Annotated in this window: 14 protein-coding genes and 1 pseudogene; 4 read left to right on the top strand and 11 right to left on the bottom strand. The window is 70.4% G+C overall.

Features of this window, described 5'->3' with window-relative positions:
- From KAK06_RS22815 to KAK06_RS22785, 7 genes are all read right to left on the bottom strand, one after another.
- Positions 1 to 510 carry a TIR domain-containing protein gene (locus KAK06_RS22815; RefSeq protein WP_247653066.1) on the bottom strand — a complete coding sequence of 170 codons (510 nt, stop codon included), beginning with the start codon at positions 508 to 510 and terminating at the stop codon, positions 1 to 3.
- 16 nt (positions 511 to 526) lie between these two features.
- The gene (locus tag KAK06_RS22810) at positions 527 to 943 is read right to left on the bottom strand and encodes a hypothetical protein (protein ID WP_210804474.1); all 417 of its coding nucleotides are present in this window, start codon (positions 941 to 943) and stop codon (positions 527 to 529) included.
- Positions 944 to 1,457: 514 nt separating this feature from the next.
- Positions 1,458 to 2,768 (bottom strand): TolC family protein, encoded by a 1,311-nt coding sequence (locus KAK06_RS22805; protein WP_210804473.1) that lies wholly within the window; start codon positions 2,766 to 2,768, stop codon positions 1,458 to 1,460.
- Complete coding sequence (locus tag KAK06_RS22800) at positions 2,765 to 4,165, bottom strand: HlyD family type I secretion periplasmic adaptor subunit (RefSeq protein ID WP_210804472.1); 1,401 nt, start codon at positions 4,163 to 4,165, stop codon at positions 2,765 to 2,767. The genes KAK06_RS22805 and KAK06_RS22800 overlap by 4 nt, the downstream gene beginning before the upstream one ends.
- Positions 4,162 to 6,375, bottom strand: coding sequence for a type I secretion system permease/ATPase (locus KAK06_RS22795; protein ID WP_210804471.1), 2,214 nt, complete (start codon positions 6,373 to 6,375; stop codon positions 4,162 to 4,164). Before KAK06_RS22795 ends, KAK06_RS22800 begins: the two co-directional genes overlap by 4 nt.
- 10 nt (positions 6,376 to 6,385) lie before the next feature.
- Positions 6,386 to 8,242: an O-linked N-acetylglucosamine transferase, SPINDLY family protein gene (locus KAK06_RS22790; RefSeq protein ID WP_210804470.1), complete on the bottom strand. Its 1,857-nt coding sequence runs from the start codon at positions 8,240 to 8,242 to the stop codon at positions 6,386 to 6,388.
- 123 nt (positions 8,243 to 8,365) lie between these two features.
- Positions 8,366 to 9,316: an alpha/beta fold hydrolase gene (locus KAK06_RS22785; RefSeq protein ID WP_210804469.1), complete on the bottom strand. Its 951-nt coding sequence runs from the start codon at positions 9,314 to 9,316 to the stop codon at positions 8,366 to 8,368.
- Positions 9,317 to 9,462: 146 nt separating this feature from the next.
- Here KAK06_RS22785 and KAK06_RS22780 point away from each other — a divergent pair, with 146 nt between their 5' ends.
- The 4 genes from KAK06_RS22780 to KAK06_RS22765 all read left to right on the top strand — a co-directional run bounded on the left by KAK06_RS22780 (position 9,463) and on the right by KAK06_RS22765 (position 16,441).
- A complete protein-coding gene (locus tag KAK06_RS22780; RefSeq protein WP_210804468.1) occupies positions 9,463 to 11,049 on the top strand; it encodes a Kelch repeat-containing protein in 1,587 nt (528 codons plus the stop codon).
- A gap of 53 nt (positions 11,050 to 11,102) precedes the next feature.
- Complete coding sequence (gene dnaE, locus KAK06_RS22775; protein ID WP_210804467.1) at positions 11,103 to 14,657, top strand: DNA polymerase III subunit alpha; 3,555 nt, start codon at positions 11,103 to 11,105, stop codon at positions 14,655 to 14,657.
- A gap of 100 nt (positions 14,658 to 14,757) precedes the next feature.
- On the top strand, positions 14,758 to 15,186 hold the full coding sequence (locus KAK06_RS22770) for a hypothetical protein (protein ID WP_210804466.1): 429 nt from the start codon (positions 14,758 to 14,760) through the stop codon (positions 15,184 to 15,186).
- 61 nt (positions 15,187 to 15,247) lie between these two features.
- Positions 15,248 to 16,441: a patatin-like phospholipase family protein gene (locus KAK06_RS22765; RefSeq protein WP_210804465.1), complete on the top strand. Its 1,194-nt coding sequence runs from the start codon at positions 15,248 to 15,250 to the stop codon at positions 16,439 to 16,441.
- On the opposite strand, the gene KAK06_RS22760 is transcribed toward KAK06_RS22765, so the two are convergent.
- The 4 genes and pseudogenes from KAK06_RS22760 to KAK06_RS22745 all read right to left on the bottom strand — a co-directional run.
- Positions 16,435 to 16,710 (bottom strand): ComEA family DNA-binding protein, encoded by a 276-nt coding sequence (locus tag KAK06_RS22760; protein WP_210804464.1) that lies wholly within the window; start codon positions 16,708 to 16,710, stop codon positions 16,435 to 16,437. The two genes, KAK06_RS22765 and KAK06_RS22760, sit on opposite strands and share 7 nt — an antisense overlap.
- Positions 16,707 to 18,335, bottom strand: coding sequence for a phosphoethanolamine transferase (locus KAK06_RS22755; protein WP_210804463.1), 1,629 nt, complete (start codon positions 18,333 to 18,335; stop codon positions 16,707 to 16,709). The genes KAK06_RS22760 and KAK06_RS22755 overlap by 4 nt, the downstream gene beginning before the upstream one ends.
- Positions 18,335 to 19,798: a capsular polysaccharide export protein, LipB/KpsS family gene (locus tag KAK06_RS22750; protein ID WP_210804462.1), complete on the bottom strand. Its 1,464-nt coding sequence runs from the start codon at positions 19,796 to 19,798 to the stop codon at positions 18,335 to 18,337. Before KAK06_RS22750 ends, KAK06_RS22755 begins: the two co-directional genes overlap by 1 nt.
- A 6-nt stretch (positions 19,799 to 19,804) precedes the next feature.
- Positions 19,805 to 20,362: pseudogene (locus tag KAK06_RS22745) on the bottom strand (lipopolysaccharide assembly protein LapB); the annotation flags it as partial.

Below are 20,362 nucleotides of genomic sequence, written 5' to 3'. Positions count from 1 at the left end.
CTAAGAGTTTGCGTTTCGGATGCGGATCGCCTCTTCAACAGCATTTGCTAGATTTTGAGCGATCCAGGCATATTTTTCCTGACTCGTACTGCCGGCCGGGTTGTAGCACTTGACGATCGACGAAAGAGGCTGCTTCGTCGGACCGTGCATTATGTGGTCGAACGGGTTCTCACCCCTCGTGGAGGTCTGGCCGAACCGGTCCTTCAGGCCGTGGATACGGATCCCGACGACACCGAGGCCGTCGTCCCATGACTTGATGATCTCGTGGTTGATCCACTTGCGCTTCGCCGTTCCAGTTCCGACAAGAACGATCGTGCAGGTTCGGCCCTGCATCTGCGTGGCAATCCATCGCTTTATCTTTTCCTCGGCGTTCGCTCCGCCGGTGACCGACTCCCAGTCGTTGTCAGACGCGGGTTGGTTTCCCTCGATTGCACCAATTTGCCGGACCGTGGAGGCGCGCCAGTTGTCGGGCTCGTAGTGAAAGCTATAGAAGCATCTTCGTGCCATCATTGATCTCCCTAGAGTGTCACCGGACTAAGAACATGAGGACTAGCATGACAATCGCCAGCCCGGCGTAGTAGATGATGAGGGTACGGGAAAGGATCGCCCCTGCCCATGAATTGCGTGAATCGTTGCTGAATGGCCGGGTGTCCATCGAAAAATCAATGTCCACCTCACTCTTCTGTCGAACTTGGTCGTACAAAGCCCGAAATCGTCGTTCCTGGCTCAAGAAGTAGCCGTCAAGGCACCAGAAGATGAGCAGAGGGAAGTAGGCGATGAGAACGTACGACTTGTTCGCGTCCTTCGCGGCCAGCGCGAAGAGCGCGGCAATCAGCGTGATGCTCCATCCCTTGAGCAGAAACAGATTGCCAGCCATTCGATTAATCGCAGCTTGCACAAACTCAAGGTGCTTGTGCTTGTTGGAGAAGGGCTGCTGTTCCATGCAGTCTCTAAGCCGTCAGAATGCCTTGATTGTGACGCCAACGTGTTTTGGAGATTAGCAGGCTGCGCCACTATTGGACCACTGCGCCATAAGATGGCCACGATCGCCACTGGCAAGTGTCTGTCGCATCTGTTTTTCTCCCTGGCATTGCCGGATGTTCACCCAGTACTAAATTTAGCGAAGAAAACTGGCGCCTGTTACAAACTATTCTGCAGCGCAGCCGAGTGTTTGCCAAGTGGCACAACCACGCTTGGACCGCCGTTGAAGGCGCTTGGAGCGAGGGGCGGTGTCGCCTCAATGGCGCAACTGCTGGCCAGGTAGCCTCACCGTGGCGGCAGAGAGGAAAAAATCTCGCGTGATTGCGAAAGACCGGCGACCTGGGCTTGAGCGACCGGTTTGCAGCGACTTGCGTTGATGCGGCGAGGTCGCCTGGAGGCGAGTGTCAACGACCCTCCCGACGGGGTCGCTAGTTGTGATCGATGGGCCTGGGCGTCCCCAACCCTGCTCGCAACGCTCAACGCAGCGGCTGCTGCACCCCACCCGCCAACGACCACAACAGCGCCACCGACTGCTGCCCATCGTGCAGTGCGTCCACGTAGGCCAGGCGCAGGCTGAAGTGGTCGCCCTCGGCCGACATCACGTCGAAGAGGGAGCGGCGGCCCAGTTGTTGCCACATCTGCAGGGTGTCGTCGCGCACGCGTTCGGAGTCGCGCAGGACCTGCACCACGTCCTGGGCGCGGGTGAAGGCGGCTTCGGCCTGGCCGTGGACCTGGTCGATGCGGTTGAGCAGGGTGGCCAGGGTGTCTTCGCGCTGCAGGCGGGCGGCTTCGGCGCGTTGGCGGGCGGCGCGCTCCGCGGGGGCGGCGCTGGGGTTGAAGAGCGGCAGGCTCAGGGTCACGCCGGCTTGCCATTGGCTTTGGCGGTCGCCGGCCAGGTCGCGGCTGGCTTGCACGGCCCAGCTCACTTGTGGGCGCTGGCTGGCGGCGGTGGCGTTGGCCAGTTGTTCGGCGGCGTGCTGCTGGGCTTCCAGCTGCAGCACCTCGGCGGCGCCGGTGGCGCGCTGGTGCAGTTGCGGCAACTCAGGCAGTTCGGTCATCAGCGCGGCCAGGCTGGGCACGTCGGGCAGGTATTCGCCCACGTAGCGGCGTAGGCGGGTGTCGGTCAGCTGCATGGCGCTCAGTGCCTGCTGGCGTGACAGCTGCACCTGCTGCAGTTGCTTGCGGGCCTGGATCAGTTCGCTGGCGCGGCCGCGGTCGCGGGCGACGATGTCTTCCAGCGCCTGCACCAGGGTGCAGACCTTGTGGGTGTACTGCTGCCACACCTGGGCCTGCAGGCGGTAGCGGCTGCGGTCAAACGCCAGGTTGACCACCTGCACGCGCAGTTGCTCGGCGGCGTTCAGCTGGCCCTGGCGGGCGGCTTCGGCCAGCTGGGTGCGCCAGTCTTCCAGCGCCTGCTGGCGGCCACCGTCCCACAGCGGCGCGCCCACCTGCACGGATGGGCGGTTCAGCGCATCGCTGCGGCTGGGCAGCAGCTGGCTGCGGCTGCCGGTGGCGCCGGCAATCCAGCTCAGTTGCGCCTGGGGCTGTTTGGCGGCCTGGGTTTCCTGCAGGTCGCTTTGCGCGGCCTCGGTCAGCAGTCGGGCGGCGCCGATGGCCTGGCTGCGCTGTTCGGCCAGCGCCAGCAACTGCACCAGGCTCTGGCGTGGCGGCGGTGATTCAGCCGGTTGGGCCAGCGCGGCGGGCGGCTGGCAGCCGGTGGGCTCGGCGTGGGTGGGCAGCGCCAGCAGCACGCTGGCAACAAGCAAAAGCGTGTGGGCGTGTCTCATCGTTCACGGAAGGCCTCGCGGGCCTTGAGCAGGGGGCGCAGCACGAACTCCAGCACGGTGCGCTCGCCGGTGTTCACTTCCACCGTGGCGGTCATGCCGGGGATCACTGGCAGCACCTGGTCGGCGCTGCGCAGGTGGTTGGTCTGGATGCGCACCAGGGCGCGGAACCAGGTGGCGTCGGGCGCGTTGGGCGGGCGCTCGGCCTCGCCCAGCGCGTCGGGGCTGATCGATTCGACGGTGCCACTCAGGCCGCCGTACAGGTTGTAGTCGTAGGCCGACAGCTTCACCTCGGCCGCCTGGCCGATGCGCACGAAGCCCACGTCGGCGGGCTTCAGGCGCATTTCCACCAGCAGGTGTTCGCTGCGCGGCACGATCTCCAGGATAGGCGCGCCGGGCGAGATCACGCCGCCCAGCGTGTGCTGGCGGATGTTCTTGACCAGGCCGTCCACCGGCGAGTTCACCACGGTGCGGCGCACCGCGTCTTCGCGCGCCACCATCTGCTCGTCCAGCTGGGCCAGCTCGCCCTGCACGCGCAGCAGCTCGGTGCTGGCGTCCTGGCGGAAGCGGTTGCGGCGCTCCAGCATCTGCTGCTGCATGTCGTTGATCTGGCGGCGCAGGCGCACCACCTCCACCTCGGACATCAGGCCGCGCTGGGCCATGTCCTCGGCCACCGCCAGTTCCTTGCCCACCAGCGCGATGCTCTGGCGGTTGGCGCCCACGGCTTCCTCCAGCAGGCGGCGGCGGGCCTGGAAGGCCTCGGTCTCCATGGCCACCAGGCGGGGCTGGTCCTTCAGCTCATCGGGGAAGCGCGGCTCGCGGCCCTGCACCTCGGCCTGCAGGCGGGCGGTGGTGGCCAGCAGCGCCAGACGGCGCGCGGCGCCTTCGTTCTGGGACGATTCAGCACGCGTGGGGTCGATGCGCAGCAGCGGCTGGCCGGCGCGCACCGCCTCGCCCTCGCGCACCAGCAGCTCGGCCAGCAGCCCGCCTTCCAGGCTGGAGATGACCTGCTCGCGGGTCTCGGGGATCACGCGGCCTTCGGCGCGGGTGATCTGCTCCACGCGGGTGGTGGCGGCCCACAGCGCGACCAGGCCGATGGTCACGGCCATCAGCCACAGCGCGATGCGCGGCGCGCGGCGCGGCTCCAGCTGCTGGGCGGCGCGCACGGCGTGCAGGAAGTCTTCGTCGCCGGGGCGCAGCGGGGCGCGGGTGCGGCGGGACGCGGCGGGCTGCGCGGCGTTCAGCAGGCGCTTGCTGGCGCGCTCCGGGGCGGGCACCGCCGCGGGCTCGGGCGGCAGGCTGTGCTTGAGTGTGGGCGGCTGGGTCACCGGCGCATCTGCGGCCGGGCGCTGCCGCTCGGGCGGTGCCGAGAACCAGCGGCGGGTGTCGGGCGGCTTCATCGCGCGGGGGCTGCCGCAGCAGCCGGTTTCTGCGCGCCTGACAGCGCGGCCAGCACGGCGGCCTTGGGGCCATCCATCACCACGCGGCCGGCGTCCACCACCACGATGCGGTTCACCAGCTCCAGCACCGCGGGCCGGTGGGTCACCACCAGCAACGTACGGTCACCGGCCGAGGCGGCCAGGCGTTGCAGGAACTGCACTTCCGATTGCGCGTCCATCGAGCTGGTGGGCTCGTCCATCAGCAGGATGCGCGGCGTGGTGATCAGGCAGCGCGCCAGCGCCACCAACTGGCGCTGGCCACCCGACAGCAGCGCGCCGCGTTCGCCCACCGGCAGGTCCCAGCCCAGCGGGTGGCTGGCCACCAGGCGGTCCAGCCCGGTCAGCGCGGCCACCTGCTGCAGGCGCACGCTGTCGGCATGCGAGCGGCCCAGCAGCACGTTGTCGCGCAGCGTGCCGGCGAAGAGGCGCGGGTCCTGGGCCACGAAGCCGATCTGGTCGCGGTAGTCCACCGGGTCGATCTGGCGCAGGTCAATGCCGTCCACCTCCACCCGGCCGTCAGTGGGCTGGTACAGGCCGGCCAGCAGGCGCAGCACGGTGGACTTGCCCGAGCCGATGCGGCCCAGGATGGCCACGCGCTCGCCCGGGGCGAACTGCAGCGTCACGTCCGACAGCACCTTGGGCGGGCGGTCCTGGCCGGTGGGCGGGTAGGCAAAGCTGGCCTGGCGCAGCGCCAGAGCGCCGCGCAGCTGCGGGCGCACCACGTACTGGCGCTGCTCGTCGCGCTCCAGCGGCAGGCGCATCAGGCGGTCCAGCGCGGTCAGCGCGGCGCGGGCGCCCTGGTAGCGGTTGGCCAGCGCCACCACGCTGCCCAGCGGCGCCACGGCGCGGCCGGCAAACATCACGGCGCCGATCAGCGCACCGGCGGTGATCACGCCATCATGGATCAGGTACACGCCCCAGACCAGCATCACCACCGTCACCAGCTGCTGCGCGCTGCCGCTGAGGTTGTTGCTCCAGGCACTGACCGAGCGGGCGCGCAGCGCCGACTCGGCCGCCAGCGCGGTGGCGTCTTCATAGCGGCGCAGAAAGCGGCCCTGGGCGCCGCTGGCCTTCAGGTCCTCCAGCCCATCCACGGCCTCCACCAGCACGCCCTGCAGGTCGGTCTGGTGGCGCAGGCCCGAGTTCATCGCGCGCCGCAACGAGCCCTGCATCACCAGCACCACGGCCAGGATCAGCGGCACCGCGCCGGCCAGCACCCAGCCCAGCGGGCCGCCGACGATGAAGGTCATGGCCATGAACAGGGCAATGAAGGGCAGGTCGGACAGCGTGGCCAGCGTGGCCGACGCGAAGAAGTCGCGCACGGTCTCGATCTGCGCCAGGTGGTGGGCGTAGGCGCCGGCCGACACGGGCCGGTGCTCCATGCGCACGCCCAGCGTCTGGCGGAACAGCAGCGAGCCGATGATCAGGTCGGCCTTGCGGCCCGACACGTCGATCAGGTGGGCGCGGATCTGCCGCGCCGCCAGGTCCAGCCCCAGCGCCAGCACGGCGCCGGCGGCCAACGTCCACAGCGTGACGAAGGCCTGCTGCGGGATCACCTTGTCGAACACCACCGAGCTGACCAGGCCGGTGACCAGCATCATCACGTTGCTGATCAGTGCGGCCAGCAGGGCGGCGCGGTAGTAGGGCACGAAGCGCCGCAGCGTGCCCCACAGCCAGTGGCCGCCGTGGCCCAGCAGGCCGTTGTCGTCCTCGTCGTGCACTACCGGCAGCTGCGGCGTGGCGGCGATCACATGGCCCAGGTACTCCTGCGACAGCTCCTGCTCACCCACGATCAGCGTGGCACCGCCGGCGGCGGGCAGCACGATCTCGTACGAGCGGCCGCCGTGCTGCGGCGATTCAATGCGCCGGCGCAGGATGCAGGCGTCGTCGTCGCGCATCAGCGCCACCACCGGGAACAGCAGCGGGCTGATGTCGGCCAGCGGGCGCGGCAGCAGGCCGGTGCGGTAGCCCGCTTGCGTGAGGGCGCGCAGCGCCTGCGCGGGCGTGAGGGCGTGGCCGTCCACCGGCACGCCCACCAGCAGCGCGCTGGCCGAGCGCTCGCGGCCGTGGTGCCGCGTCAGCCAGACCAGCGATTGCAGCAGGGCGTCGTGCTCCATCGCCACCCGTTTCGGGGCGGCGGTGGGGGCAGCGGCGGCGGTGGCGGTGCTCACGAGAAGCGGATCAGGCGGCTTGGCGTGACGTCAGCGCCAGCTCGGCCAGCGCGTCTTCGAGCTCGCGCACGCGCTCGGGCATGTCGAACAGCGGCGACTGGCGGCCGTCGCGCTCCAGGTAGCGGCGGTACGAACGGGCACGGCCGGGCGAGCGGCCGATGGCGATGGCCAGGCGCTCGTAGTCGGCCAGGGTCTCGGTGATCAGCTCGGGCAGGCCCACTGCGGTGAGCAGGCTGCCGGCCATGCGCGAGATGTAGCTGCGGCCGGCCAGCGTGACGATGGGCAGGCCCATCCACAGCGCATCGCTGGCGGTGGTGCCGGCGTTGTAGGGGAAGGTGTCCAGCATCAGGTCGGCCAGCGCGAAGCGGGCCAGGTAGTCGCGCGGCGCCACGCGGGGGGCGAACACCAGGCGCTCCGGCGCAATGCCGTGCTGCGCGGCGCGGGCCAGCAGGTTGGCGCGGGTCCAGTCGTTGTCGGCCAGCAGCCACAGCACGCTGCCGGGCACGGCGGCCAGGGTGCGCATCCAGCTGTCGAAGACCTCTTCGGTGAACTTGAAGTTGTTGTTGAAGCTGCAGTAGACGAAGCCGTCTTCGGGCAGGCCGTATTGGGCCCGCGTGGGCAGCGCGCCCACCGGGCGCTGGCGGTCGCTCACCTGGTAGCACACCGGCAGGTAGATCGGCCGCTCGGTGTGGAAGGGCAGCAGCGCCTCGGGCATGACAAAGCGGTCGGCAATGATCCAGTCCACGCCGGGGATGGCGCAGGTGCCCGGAAACCCGAGGTAGCTCACCTGCACCGGCGCCGGGCGCAGCGCCAGGATGGCCGGGCGAGCGCCATTGGTCAGGCCTTGCAGGTCGATCAATACGTCGATGCCCAGGCCGGCAATCAGCCGCGCGGCCAGCGTGTCGTCCATCTGGCCGATGCGGTAGACGTGTTCAAAGGACTTCAGCAGGCGCTCGCGCAGCGGGCTGCCGTCTTCCCGGCTCCAGCAGAAGGCAAAGGTCTCGAAGCGGCTGCGGTCGTGCAGCTCGAAGAGCTCGGCGGTGAGCAGGCCCACCGCGTGCATCGCCAGGTCGCCCGACAGGTAGCCGATGCGGATGCGGCCCTCGCGCCGCGGGCCGCTGGTGTGCAGCGGGGGGTGGTTGGTCCTGGGCAGCTTCTCCTGCACGAAGCGCAGCGCGGCCATCAACTGGCGCGCCGGGTCGTCGCTGACGCTGAGCATGGCCAGCGCCGAGGTGCCCAGCAGCAGCTGGTTGGGCGTGACCTCGCCCACGGTGCGGTACAGCGGCCACTCGCACTGCTTCTGGCGGATGTGCACGTAGTGCTGGATGACGTCGAACTGGTCGGGCTTGATCGTGAGGCTGTCGACCATGTGCGCCTCGGCCACGTCGAAGCGGCGCAGCTGCTCGTTCAGGCGGGCCAGGTTGTTCAGCGCGTGCAGGCACAGCTCGCGCTGCTCGGGGCGGGCGTCGTCGGGCAGGGGGCGGGTGTCGGCCACCACGCGGGCCCATTCGGCCAGGGCGCCGTCGGTGTCGCCGCGGCGCTCCAGCGCGTGGCCCAGGTTCAGCCGGGCTTGGGAAAAGGCGGGCAGCAGGGCCAGGGCCTCGCGGTAGGCGGCTTCGGCCTCCGGGTCGCGCTGGCGGGCGGCCAGCAGCGTGCCCTGGTTGAACAGCGCCACATGGCGGAAGGGCGAGTCGGTGTGGGCCAGCCACTCGGCGTACAGGCGGATCGCGGTGTCGTCGTCGCCCCGGGCCTGCCAGGCGGCGGTGCGCTCCAGCAGCTCGGCCAGCGGGCAGGCGCCGCTGCGCAGGCGCGTGAAGTCGGCCTCCGCCGGGGAGGCAACAGGGGCAGTCAGGGTGGTCGCGGACATGGCTGGGACACGGTAGAGGTCTCCAGCCGATGCTAGTCAGAGCGGCCCCGGGCCATGGGGCGGAATAGGCGGGGCAAGGCCGGGCAGATTCCGCTGCCGCTGCCGCGGCCGGGGCCTTATGCGTCAGCGCGGCGGCAAAAAGGCCTGCAGCGCGCCCAGGCTGCGCGCTGGCAGCTCTTCCTGAGGCGCATGGCCCAAGCCGGCCAGCACCTGGAACCGGGCGCCGGGGATGCGCCGGGCGAACTCGGCGCCGGCGGCGGGGGGCACCACGCGGTCCTTCTCGCCCCACAGCAACAGCGTGGGCAGGCGCAGGCTGTTCAGGCGCTCGACATCGCGGCCCGGCTGCTGTTGCTGCAAGGCCAGGCGCAGCGCCTGGCGGTTGCCCTCGCGCAGCAGCAGCTCGAAATGGCGGTCGACCACCTCAGGCGTCAGGCGCCGCGGATCGGCGTAGACCGCCTCCAGCGTGGCCGCCACCACGCCGCGCGGCAGCAGTGACTGGCCCAGCCAGCCCAGCACCGGCACGCTGGCCAGGCGCAGGCCGGGCGGCACCTCCAGCGGCTCGATCGCCAGGCCGGTGGCATCCAGCAGCACCAGGCGGCTGACCCGCTCCGGTGAACGGCTGGCCAGCTGCCAGGCCACCTCGCCACCCAGTGAATGGCCCACCAGCATCACCTGCTTGAGTTGCAGCCGATCCATCAACTGCAGCGTGAAGCGCGCCAGCGCCTCGCTGCGGTAGTCGGCAGGCTGGCCCTCGGCGAAGGGACCGGTCAGGCCGGCGCCGGGCAGGTCAAAACGGATCACGCGGCGGCGCTCGCGCAGCCCGCTGGCCCAGCCCTCCCAGGTGTGCAGGCTGGAGCCCAGGCCGTGGATGAACAGCAGCGGCGTGGGGTCGTTGCGGGGGCCTTCGTCGCGCAGGTGGACCATCAGGCCACCCACCTCCACCAGCTCGGAGGGGCGCGGCGCCCAGCGGGCCACCAGCGATTCCGGCGAGCGGTCGGGCGCCCGCGCCAGCGGCAGCGCCACAGCGGTCAGCATCAGCAGGATACCGAAGGCGCGCAGCAGGACCGACAACATCGCCCGATTCTAGGAGGCCGCGGGCACCGGGGTGGGGCCCCCTGGGCTGTGCGACCGTGACATCTGGCGGACGGCAAACGTGGGGGGTGGGTCCAGGGCGTGGTTACATCTTGCGACACTCAAGCCCCACGAGGAGAGCCCAACCCATGCCCATCTTGAAGACACCGAAGACCCTGGCCACCGCGTTCACGCTGGCTTGCCTGGCCACTGCGCCGCTGGCCGCCGCAGCGGCCGGCTGGACCACCATGGCGCGCAGGCCGCCCGCCAGCGTCGAGACCATGCTGCTGCTGACAGACGGCACCGTGCTGGCCCATTCCTATGACATGCCGGGCAATATCTGGCTCAAGCTGACACCGGACGCCAACGGCAACTACGCCAACGGCCGCTGGACCCAGGTGGCTGGCATGGGCACCAACCGCCTGTACTTTGCCAGCCATGTGCTGCGCAGCGGCGACGTCTGGGTGCTGGGCGGCGAGTACAGCGGCCCCAACCTGGACGCCAACTGGACCAACACCGGCGAGTGGTACGACACGCTGAACAATGTCTGGACGCCGATCGCCCCGCACCCCGAGAGCAACTTCGGCGACGTGCCGACCATGCTGCTCGACAAGGACCGCATCCTGGCGGGCTCGCTGTTCGGCCGCAGCAGCTACCTGTACGACATCGCCAGCAACAGCTGGACCCGCGCCGCCGACAAGGCCTACGACGACAGCAGCGACGAAGAAACCTATGTCAAGCTGCCCGGCGGCCAGGTGCTGGTCTACGACCTGTTCCGCAGCATCGCCACCGGCGGCGGCTATGCCGAGGTCTACGACCCCAAGACCGGCGTGTGGAGCGGCCGCAGCCCGTCGGACGGCACGGCCGCTGGCAGCATCCCGCAGCTCAGCAGCCCCGCCATGGGCTACGAGATCGGCGGCGCGCTGGCGCTGCGCAGCCGCGACAAGGGCGGCCGTGTGATCACCATCGGCGCCACCGGCCACACCGCGTTGTACGACGTGGGCAGCAACACCTGGTCGGCTGGCCCTGACATCATCGGCACGCTGCCCAGCGGGGCCCAGGGCCTGTTCGGCGCGGTCGACGCGCCGGCCGCGGCCCTGCCCAACGGCCGCGTGATGCTGGCCGCCGATGCCAGTCCGTCCACGGGCACGGCGTTCTCGGGCCCGACCCAGCTCTTCGAGTACAACCCGGCACGCAACACCATCCGACCGATGAGCCCGACAGTGCCCGTGGCACTGGATGGCCCGGCCTTCGTACACCGCATGCTGGTGCTGCCCACCGGCCAGGTGATGTTCACCAGGGGCGGCAAGGACGTCTGGATCTACACCGCCGACGGCGCGCCGCCCGACAAGGCCCGGCCCACGGTCGAGGCCGTGCGCTACGACGGCAAGGGCCGCTTCACGCTGAGCGGTCGGCAGCTGACCGGCATCAACGCCGGCAGCACCTATGGTGACGACGCCGAGTCGGACGAGAACTACCCGATCGTGCGCTTTGGCCAGCCTGGCGCCAGCGCCGTCTGGTATGGCCGCACGTTCAACTGGAAGAGCACCGACGTGCAGCTGCGCAAGATCACCAGCACCCGCTTCACGCTGAGGACCGGCACGCCGTCCGGCCTGGTGAGCCTGGTGGTGAGCGCGGCGGGCGTCGAATCGCTGCCGGTGTGCCTGACGCTGACGGCGGACCAGGTGGCCGGCACCGGCAGCGCGGCCGATATTCCGCTGCAGACCTGTCCCTGAAGCGGGCGCTGCGCAGGGCCGGTCGGGTGGCCGGCCCTTCGTAGAATGCCGTGATGCCTTTTGTCCACCTGCGCACCCACACCGAGTTCTCCGTCGTCGATGGCACCCTGCGGATCGACGATGCGGCGGCGGCGGCCAAGGGCGATGGGCAGGTGGCGATGGCCATCACCGATCTGGCCAACCTGTTTGGCGGGGTCAAGTTCTACAAGGCCTGCCGCGGCAAGGGCGTCAAGCCCATCCTGGGCGCCGATGTCTGGGTCGAGCCGCTGCCTGATGCCGGCGACCGCACCCAGGCCACGCGCTTGCTGCTGCTGGTGCAGGACAAGCAGGGCTACCTCAATCTGTCCGAGCTGCTGGCCCGGGCCTGGACCCAGCATGTGCAGCGCGCCCAGGCCTGGGTGGCCTGGAGCGATCTGCGCGAGCTGCACCAGGGGCTGATCTGCCTATCGGGCTTCGAGCATGGCGCGGTGGGCCAGGCGCTGCTGCAGGGCGACACCGCGCGCGCCGCTGCGGTGGCGCGCGAGCTGGCCGAGTTGTTTCCGCGCCGCTTCTACCTCGAGCTGCAGCGCGCCGGCATCCCCAGCCATGAGCCGCTGGTGCGCGCCACCGTGCCGCTGGCTGCCGAGCTGAACCTGCCGGTGGTGGCCACGCACCCGGTGCAGTTCCTCAGCCCGGATGACTTCGAGGCCCACGAGGCCCGCGTCTGCGTGGCCGAGGGCGAGACCCTGGCCAACCCCAAGCGCGTCAAGCGCTTCACCCGCGACCAGTACCTGAAGTCGCAGGCCGAGATGGAAGCGCTGTTCGCCGATGTGCCCAGCGCGCTGGCCAACACGCTGAAGATCGCCCAGCGCTGCAGCCTGAGCCTGGTGCTGGGCAAACCGCAGCTGCCCGATTTCCCCACGCCCGAGCTGCCCGACGGCAGCCACATGCCGATCGAGCAGTTCTTCCGCGAGGAAAGCTACAACGGCCTGGAGAAGCGGCTGCAGCAGCTCTTCCCCGACCCGGCGCAGCGCGAGGCCGAGCGGCCGCGCTATGTGGAGCGGCTGGAGTTCGAGCTGGGCACCATCCTGAAGATGGGTTTCCCGGGCTACTTCCTGATCGTCTCGGACTTCATCAAGTGGGCCAAGGCCAACGGCTGCCCAGTGGGGCCGGGTCGGGGCTCGGGCGCGGGCTCGCTGGTGGCCTATGTGCTGTTCATCACCGACCTGGACCCGCTGCAGTACAAGCTGCTGTTCGAGCGCTTCCTGAACCCCGAGCGGGTGTCGATGCCCGACTTCGACGTCGACTTCTGCCAGGGCAACCGCGACCGGGTGATCGAGTACGTCAAGGAGAAGTACGGCCGGCCGGCGGTCAGCCAGATCGCCACCTTCGGCACCATGGCCGCCAAGGCGGCGCTGCGCGATATCGGCCGCGTGCTGGGCATGGGCTTCGGCCATGTGGACAGCATCGCCAAGCTGATCCCGGCGCCACCGGGCAAGACGGTGACGCTGGCCAAGGTGCCGCCCGAGCCCGACAAGGGCGTGATCTACGCACGCCTGGAAGCGCCCGAGCTGGAGGAGCGCGAGAAGAACGACGAGGAGGTGGCCGAGCTGCTGCGCCTGGCCGCCAATGTCGAGGGCATGGTGCGCAACATCGGCATGCACGCCGGTGGCGTGCTGATTGCGCCGGGCAAGATCACCGATTTCTGCCCCCTCTACCAGCAGCCCGGCAGCGACAGCGCGGTCAGCCAGTACGACAAGGACGATGTCGAAGCCATTGGCCTGGTGAAGTTCGACTTCCTGGGCCTGGCCACGCTGACCATCCTGGAGCTGGCCAAGGACTTCATCACCAGCCGCTACCCGGACCAGAAGGACTTTGCCTACGAGAACCTGCCGCTGGACGACAAGGCGGTCTACAAGCTCTTCTCCGACGGCCTGACCGAGGCGGTGTTCCAGTTCGAATCGCGCGGCATGCAGGGCATGCTGCGCGACGCCCGGCCCAGCCGGCTGGAGGACCTGATCGCGCTGAACGCGCTGTACCGGCCGGGCCCGATGGACCTGATCCCCAGCTTCGTGGCGCGCAAGCACGGCAAGGAGGTGGTGGAGTACCCGCATCCGCTGGTCGAGCCGGTGCTCTCCGAGACCTACGGGATCATGGTCTACCAGGAGCAGGTGATGCAGACCGCCCAGGTGCTGGGCGGCTACAGCCTGGGCGGCGCCGACCTGCTGCGCCGCGCGATGGGCAAGAAGAAGGCCGAGGAGATGGCCGAGCACCGGCTGATCTTCCGCACCGGTGCGGCGAAGAACGGCATCGAGCCCGAGAAGGCCGACGAGATCTTCGACCTGATGGAGAAGTTCGCCGGCTACGGCTTCAACAAGTCGCACGCCGCGGCCTACTCGCTGCTGGCCTACCACACCGGCTGGCTCAAGGTGCACTACACGGCCGAGTTCTTCGCGGCCAACATGACGATCGAAATCAGCGACACCGACAAGCTCAAGGTGCTGCTGAACGACGCGGTCAAGAACTTCGGCATCCGCTTCGAGCCGCCCAGCGTCAACCGCGGCGTCTACCGCTTCGAGCCGCTGCCGGGCCCCGAGGGCCGCAAGGCCATCCGCTACGGCCTGGGCGCGATCAAGGGCACCGGCCAGGGCGCGATCGAGGCCATTGTGGCGGCGCGCCAGGAGGGCGGGCCGTTTGGCAGCCTGTTCGACTTCTGCCAGCGCGTGGACAAGGGCCGCGTCAACAAGCGCGTGGTCGAGGCGCTGATCAAGGCCGGCGCGTTTGACGAGCAACACCCGGATCGTGCAGCGGCGCTGGCCAGCGTGTCGCTGGCCTTCGACTGGGCCGAAACCCAGCAGGCCAACGCCAACCAGGGCGGCCTGTTCGACTTCGACGATGGCGACGGCCACGGCAGCCACACCCAGGAGCCGCCGCTGGTGGTGGCCGAGCCCTGGACGGTGCGCGAGAAGCTGTCGCTGGAGAAGACCGCGCTGGGCTTTTACCTGTCGGGCCACCTGTTCGACCAGGACGAGGCCGAGGTGCGCCGCTTCGTCAAGCGCCGGGTGGCCGACCTGATCGATTCGCGCGATCCGCAGCTGCTGGCCGGCATCGTCAGCGACCTGCGCATCATCAACGGCCAGCGCGGCCGCGTGGGCATCTTCAAGCTGGACGACAAGAGCGAGCCGATCGAGGCGGTGGCCGGCGAGGAGCTGCTGGACGCCAACAAGGACCTGCTGCGTGACGATGAGCTGTTGATCGTGCAGGGCCGCGTCAAGCCCGACCGCTTCAGCGGCGGCCTGCGGCTGGATGTCAGCGCACTGTGGAGCCTGCCCGCGGCCCGGGCCCGACATGGCCGGCAGATGTGGGTGGAGTTGCGCGGCGGCAGCACCGCGGCGCTGCCGCGCATCACCGAGCTGCTGCGCCTGCACCCGCCCAAGGTGGTCAGCGACGAGCAGGGCGAGACGCGCCAGGGCCTGCCGGTGCGCCTGCGCATCACCGGTGACCGCGCCAGCGGCGAGATCGACCTGGGCGATGCCGGCCGTTTCTGGCCGGCCGACGAGGCGCTGGCGGCCTGGCGCGCGCTGGCGGCCGAGGGGCAGGCGCGCATCGCCTATGACGAGGGTCGTTGAGCCCGGGTTCACATTTGCTGACGGCTTGCCACCCAGCGCTGACAACCAGCGACCGGCCCGCCACGTTGTCATCTCGTCGCCACTCGATTTCGAACCGCACATGAAGAAGCTGACTCCCCTGCTCGTGATGGGCACTGCCGGCCTGCTGGCCGCCCTGGTGGGATCTCCCGCCCAGGCCACCGAGGTCGGGGTGTCGATCGGGATCAGTCAGCCAGGCGTCTACGGGCGCATTGACATCGGCCGCTTCCCGCAGCCGGATGTCATCGTCCAGCAGCCGGTGCTGGTGCGACCGGTGCCGGTCTACTCGGCGCCCCCGCAGCCGGTCTACCTGTGGGTGCCGCCTGGCCATCAGCGCAACTGGTCCAAGCACTGCGGCCGCTACCGCGCCTGCGGCGTGCCGGTGTACTTTGTCCGCGAGGACTGGTACCGCCGCCATGTGGCCCCGGCGCCGGTCTACCACCCGCGCGGCCGCGGTGGTGACCATGGCCACGGCGAACATGGCCGCGGCCGCGGTCACGGCCACGACTGATCGGTCGACACCGGTCTTTTCGTCGTCACCGAGGGGTGTGGGGCGGACATAGACTCGCCCCATGTCCGCAAGCGCGCTCCCTGTCACGGGCCTGGTGCTCACCGGCGGCGGTGCCCGTGCGGCCTACCAGGTGGGCGTGTTCGTGGCCTTGCAGCGGCTGCGCGCCGAGGCGGGTCTGGCGGGCACCCCGACACCGTTTCCGGTGATCACCGGGACCTCGGCCGGTGCCATCAATGCCGCGGTGCTGGCGGCGGGCGCCGATGACTTCGATGCCACCGTGGCGCGCATGCACGCGGTCTGGCACGACTTCCACGCCGAGCAGGTCTACCGCGCCGATGCGCTGGGCGTGATCCGCAGCGGTGCGGGCTGGCTGAAGATGCTGTCGATCGGCTGGATGCTGGCGCGCTGGCGGCGCCAGAAACCGCGCTCGCTGCTGAACAACGCCCCACTGGCCGACCTGCTGGAGCGCCATGCGCAGCTGGACCGCCTGCCGCAACTGATCGCTGCAGGCCACCTGCAGGCGCTGGCGCTGAGCGCCTCGAGCTACAGCTCGGGCCAGCACGTCACCTTTTACGAGGCCGCCCACCAGGCCCAGCCCTGGGTGCGCTCGCAGCGCCTGGCGGTGCGCCAGCGCCTGGGCCTCGACCACCTGATGGCCTCGTCGGCCATTCCCTTCGTGTTTCCGGCCCGGCTGCTGTCGATCGACGGCATGCCCGAGTGGTTCGGCGACGGTTCGATGCGCCAGGCCGCGCCGATTTCACCGGCCATCCACCTGGGCGCGCAGCGGGTGCTGGTGGTGGGGGCCGGGCGCATGCACGAGCCGCCGGGCCAGCGCCATGTCGACCCCGGCTACCCCACGCTGGCGCAGATCGGCGGCCATGCGCTGTCCAGCATCTTCCTGGACACGCTGGCGGTGGACATTGAGCGGCTGCAGCGCATCAACCGCACGCTGTCGCTGATGTCCGCCGAGGCCCGCGCGGCCAGCAGCCTGCGGCCGGTGGAGCTGCTGGTGATCGCGCCCAGCCAGCGCCTGGACGACCTGGCCGCGCGCCACCTGAACGCGCTGCCGCCGATGGTGCGCGCGCTGCTGCGCGGGCTGGGCGTGTCCGGGGCCGCAGGCGCCACCAGCGGCGCGGCGCTGGCCAGCTACCTGCTGTTCGAGGCCGACTACACGCGCGAGCTGATCGCGCTGGGCGAGGCCGACACGATGGCGCGGCGCGACGAGGTGCGGCGCTTTTTCGGCTGGGATCAGTAGGCCACGCCGTTGACGCGCAGGCCGGCCTGAGAGAGGCGCCGGGCGGTGGCCGGCCCCAGGCCCTTGACGCGGCGCTGCAGCGCGCGCCAGTCCGGGAACGGCCCGCCGCGGCGGCGCTCGGCCAGGATGGCCTCGGACAAGGCCGGGCCGACGCCGGGCAGCATCTCCAGCTCGGCCTGGTTGGCCTGGTTGACCTCCAGCGTGGCCTCGGCGGCGCACAGCGCGACCGGGCAGGCCAGGCACCCGACAAGCCAGTGGCGGCGCTTCATGGGCTTCCCAGGGCCTGCGGCCGCGCGGGGCCGGGCGGCGCATAGTCCGGCCCGAAGGGGTTCAGCGCGGGCTGGTCGAAACGCGACTGGATTGCCAGCAGCTGCGTCACCGCCTGGTCGGCCCAGTCCAGCCGGAAGGGCCGCTGCGACAGCGCCTGCGCCTCGGCCGCGCTCAGGCGGCTGCCCCGGCTCCACCAGTACACGGGGATGGCATAGCCGGCCTCGGTGGTCTGGCTGTGGCCGGCGAAGTCGCTGACGTGGCCGACCTCCTGGCCATGGTCGCTGAAGTACAGCAGCTCCAGCGCGCGGTCGGGGCGCTGGCGGTTCAGCGCGTCCATCATGTGCGCCAGCACGTCGGCGCCGCAGCGCACCGCGTCGTCGTACTCGTTGCGGGCGCGGATGATGCCGCTGCTGCGCCCCGCGGCGCGCAGCGAGCGGGTCACGGCGTCGTCATCGGCGGCCACGGCCCATTGGCGCATGGCCGCCGGGCAGCGCTGGGCAAAGTGGAAATGCTGGCCCAGCAGGTGGATCACCAGCAGCTCGTACGGCGCGGCGGGGTCCACCAGCCACTGGTCCAGCGCGGGCAGCAGGTCGTGGTCGGTGGCCGAGCTGTCGCGCCAGTTGCCGTGGTTGATGAAGCGGCGCTGGTCGACGCTGGCGGCCATCGACGCGAACCAGCCTTCGTGCGCCGGCTGGTTCGACAGCCAGGTCACGCGGTAGCCGGCGGCGCGCGCGAGCTGCGTGACGTCGGGCGTGCGGGTCCAGTCCTCGGGCCGCTCCACGGTGGCGGCGGTCAGCGCCAGGCGCAGCGAGGGCAGGGTGAAGGCCTCGGCTGACCAGGCATCGCGCAGCAGCACATGGCTGCCCGGCAGCCGGGCCATGGCCTGGGCCAGTGCGGCCGTGGTGTCGCGCGGGTAGCCCAGCAGGCCCCAGTTCAGGCGGGTGTTGGATTCACCGATGACCAGCACCACGGTGCGGGGCTGATCGTCGAGCCGGCGCACCTGCCAGTCGGCACGCTGCGCCCACAGCGCGGCGCGGGTGCTGTCGAGCTGGGCGATCTCTCGCTGGGCCTTCAGGTGGCGGGCATAGACCACGCCCCAGCGCGCCAGCGGCTCGGCGCGCAGCATGGCCGGATTCAGATGCAGCAGCGCCGCCAGCAGCAGCAGCGCGAGCACAGGCCAACGCGATGGCAGGGGGTCGGCGACGGGCGCCACGCGCCAGCGCCAGGCGCTCCACAGCGCCGCCGCCGTGAAGCCCAGGCCGACGGCGATGGCGCGCCACTGCTCGCCCAGGAAACCGGCCACCTCGGCGCCACTGGTGTTGGCCAGCGACTCGGCGATCACGCTGGGCTGAGGCTGTGAGCCGAAGTAGCCGCGCAGCAGGCCTTGCGTGCCGATGTCCAGTGCAAACAGCCCGGCCAGCAGCAGCCACACGCGCCGGGCCGCCTGTGCGCTGCGGCGGCCCGCCAGCCACCACAGTCCGCCGCCCAGCACCAGCCACCAGGCCAGCGACTTGGCCACGTCCTTGGGCAGCATGAAGCCGATCGCGAGCGCCGCCGCATGCAGGCCCAGGCCGAAGCCGACGAAGCGCCAGCCGGGCCGCTGCACCAGAAAGGCCGCGCGCATCAGGCGAAGGTGGTGGGGGTGCGGCCGGTGAGCAGCGCATGCAGCGCCGCGCCCACCTGGCGGGCGTTGCGCGCTTCGTCGAAGTCGCTCACCAGGGTCTTGTAGTGGCGCTCGACCACGCCCTCATGGCAGTGGTGCAGGAACTGGCCGACCGCGCGCTCCAGCGCATCGTGCTCGGGCGGCGCGGCGACAATGTCCTCCAGGCGCAGGCCCTCGCGCCAGCGGTGCACGCCCGGCAGGTCGGCGTACCAGGTGGCGCCAAAGACCAGCGCCGGCTTGCCCTGGCGCACCGCCTCCCAGCCCACGGTGCCGCTGATGCTGGCAACGAACTCGCTGCGCGCGGTCAGCTCATGCGTGCTGGTGTGCGAGGCCATGAAGACCAGGTTGGGGATGCGGCGCAGGCGGTGGAAGAACATCGGCCCGCGCATGAAGGCGCCCTGCTTGGGGTTCTCCTTCACGTAGATCGCCACGTCCTCGGGCAGCATGCGCGCCAGCGACTCGATCGCCAGCGCCTGGTCCTTGAACGGGCCGCCCAGTGCCGAGGTGGTCATCTCGGGCTGCAACTGCAGCGGGAAATAGACGAAGCGCCGGCTCCAGTCGGGCTGCACGTCCTCGAATTGCAGCAGGTGCTCGAAGTAGTCCAGCGAGTCCTCGTGGAAGAAGCGCGCGAAGGGATCGCGCCAATCGGGCAGGCCGCCGTAGATGGTCTGCATGCGCCGCAGCAGGCCGGCCACGTACAAGGGGTTCAGCGCCTTCAGCTTGCGCTTGGTGAGCAAAAAGGTCATCAGCTGCGCCACCGCGCGCACCGAGATGCGACCAGTGGCCTGCTTCTGCTGGCCGATGCCCTTCATGTAGAAGTGCTGCAGGGTCTCGCCGCGCTGGATGGGGTAGGGCGCCGCGGCCTGGGCGTCGGGGCGCAGGCGGCCATAGGCCTCGATCGTTGGCATCGAGATGAAGCGGTTCGGGAACAGCGACTGCGAGACGATCAGCGTGGGCAGCCCCATCGCCCGAGCCACCTGCCAGACCAGGGTGTCGTGCACCAGGTGCGGCACATTGAAGAACAACGCATGGGTGGCGCCGCTGTCGGCAATGCGCTGCGCGAACACATCGGCCAGCACGTGGAAGTAGTCCCAGTACTCGTGGAAGCCGCGCAGCGGGTGCGGCAGGTGGGCGAAGGGCTCGGCGCGGCGATGCAGGTGGTCGATGAACTCGTCCACACGCTCGTCGTAGTCCGGGTGCATGAACAACCCATGGGCCAGGCCGGTGTAGTGCGTGTCCTGCGTCAGGTGGCCGCGGCGGCCGCGGCGCAGGTTCATGCGCGAGACGGCCGAGGCCTTGTAGTCGGACTCGGTGTTGCCCAGGTGCAGGGCCAACTCGACCTCGGGCCCGGCCTGGCGCAGCAGCTCCTGCAGGGCCGCGTCGGTGTTGGCCGCGGTGGACACGGCAAGCAGGCGGATGGTCATGGCGGCTCAGGGTTCTTCGAGCATGCGCGGCGGAAAGCTGTCCCAGCTCAGGCAGCCGGGGCACTGCCAGAAGTGGCGCTGGGCCTCGAAGCCGCAGGCGGCGCAGCGGTAGCGCTGCAGCGGCTTGGCGGCGCGGGCCACGGCCTCGCGCACGGCCTGGGCGCTGGCGGCGTCCCACTGCTCGACCGGCCGCGACAGCACGCCCAGCGCGGCGCTCAGCGTGGGCTGGGCGGTCAGGTGCGGCAGCAGGCCGGGCGCGTCGGCCAGCTCGGCGCCGTCCAGCCGGGCCAGGGCGCGCAGCAGCGGCAAGCTGGGCGCGCGCTGGTAGGCCTCGCTCAGGCGCTGGCGGGCGCTGTCCTGCTGGCCAGCGTTGCGGGCGGCGTCGGCATAGTCCTGGGCCACCAGCTGGAACACCTGCGGGTCGCGCACTTCCAGGTCGCCCCACAGCGCCAGCGCGCCGGCCGCGTCGCCCAGGCGCAGTGCGCGCTGGCCGGCCAGCAGCAGCGGCCGCGGCGCATTGGGCGCGGCGGCGCGGGCGGTGGCCAGCGCGGCGGCGGCCTGGTC

The organism is Ideonella aquatica (assembly GCF_018069755.1).
Classification (GTDB): Bacteria; Pseudomonadota; Gammaproteobacteria; order Burkholderiales; family Burkholderiaceae_C; genus Ideonella; species Ideonella aquatica.
This window is presented reverse-complemented; position numbering and strand designations above follow the sequence as displayed.

Coding starts and splice junctions, on each gene's coding strand:
- KAK06_RS22765 (WP_210804465.1), top strand. CDS start 15,248: ATGTCCGCAAGCGCGCTCCCTGTCACGGGCCTGGTGCTCACCGGCGGC.
- KAK06_RS22815 (WP_247653066.1), bottom strand. CDS start 510: ATGATGGCACGAAGATGCTTCTATAGCTTTCACTACGAGCCCGACAAC.
- KAK06_RS22810 (WP_210804474.1), bottom strand. CDS start 943: ATGGAACAGCAGCCCTTCTCCAACAAGCACAAGCACCTTGAGTTTGTG.
- KAK06_RS22805 (WP_210804473.1), bottom strand. CDS start 2,768: ATGAGACACGCCCACACGCTTTTGCTTGTTGCCAGCGTGCTGCTGGCG.
- KAK06_RS22760 (WP_210804464.1), bottom strand. CDS start 16,710: ATGAAGCGCCGCCACTGGCTTGTCGGGTGCCTGGCCTGCCCGGTCGCG.
- KAK06_RS22770 (WP_210804466.1), top strand. CDS start 14,758: ATGAAGAAGCTGACTCCCCTGCTCGTGATGGGCACTGCCGGCCTGCTG.
- KAK06_RS22780 (WP_210804468.1), top strand. CDS start 9,463: ATGCCCATCTTGAAGACACCGAAGACCCTGGCCACCGCGTTCACGCTG.
- KAK06_RS22785 (WP_210804469.1), bottom strand. CDS start 9,316: ATGTTGTCGGTCCTGCTGCGCGCCTTCGGTATCCTGCTGATGCTGACC.
- KAK06_RS22750 (WP_210804462.1), bottom strand. CDS start 19,798: ATGACCATCCGCCTGCTTGCCGTGTCCACCGCGGCCAACACCGACGCG.
- KAK06_RS22800 (WP_210804472.1), bottom strand. CDS start 4,165: ATGAAGCCGCCCGACACCCGCCGCTGGTTCTCGGCACCGCCCGAGCGG.
- dnaE (WP_210804467.1), top strand. CDS start 11,103: ATGCCTTTTGTCCACCTGCGCACCCACACCGAGTTCTCCGTCGTCGAT.
- KAK06_RS22790 (WP_210804470.1), bottom strand. CDS start 8,242: ATGTCCGCGACCACCCTGACTGCCCCTGTTGCCTCCCCGGCGGAGGCC.
- KAK06_RS22755 (WP_210804463.1), bottom strand. CDS start 18,335: ATGCGCGCGGCCTTTCTGGTGCAGCGGCCCGGCTGGCGCTTCGTCGGC.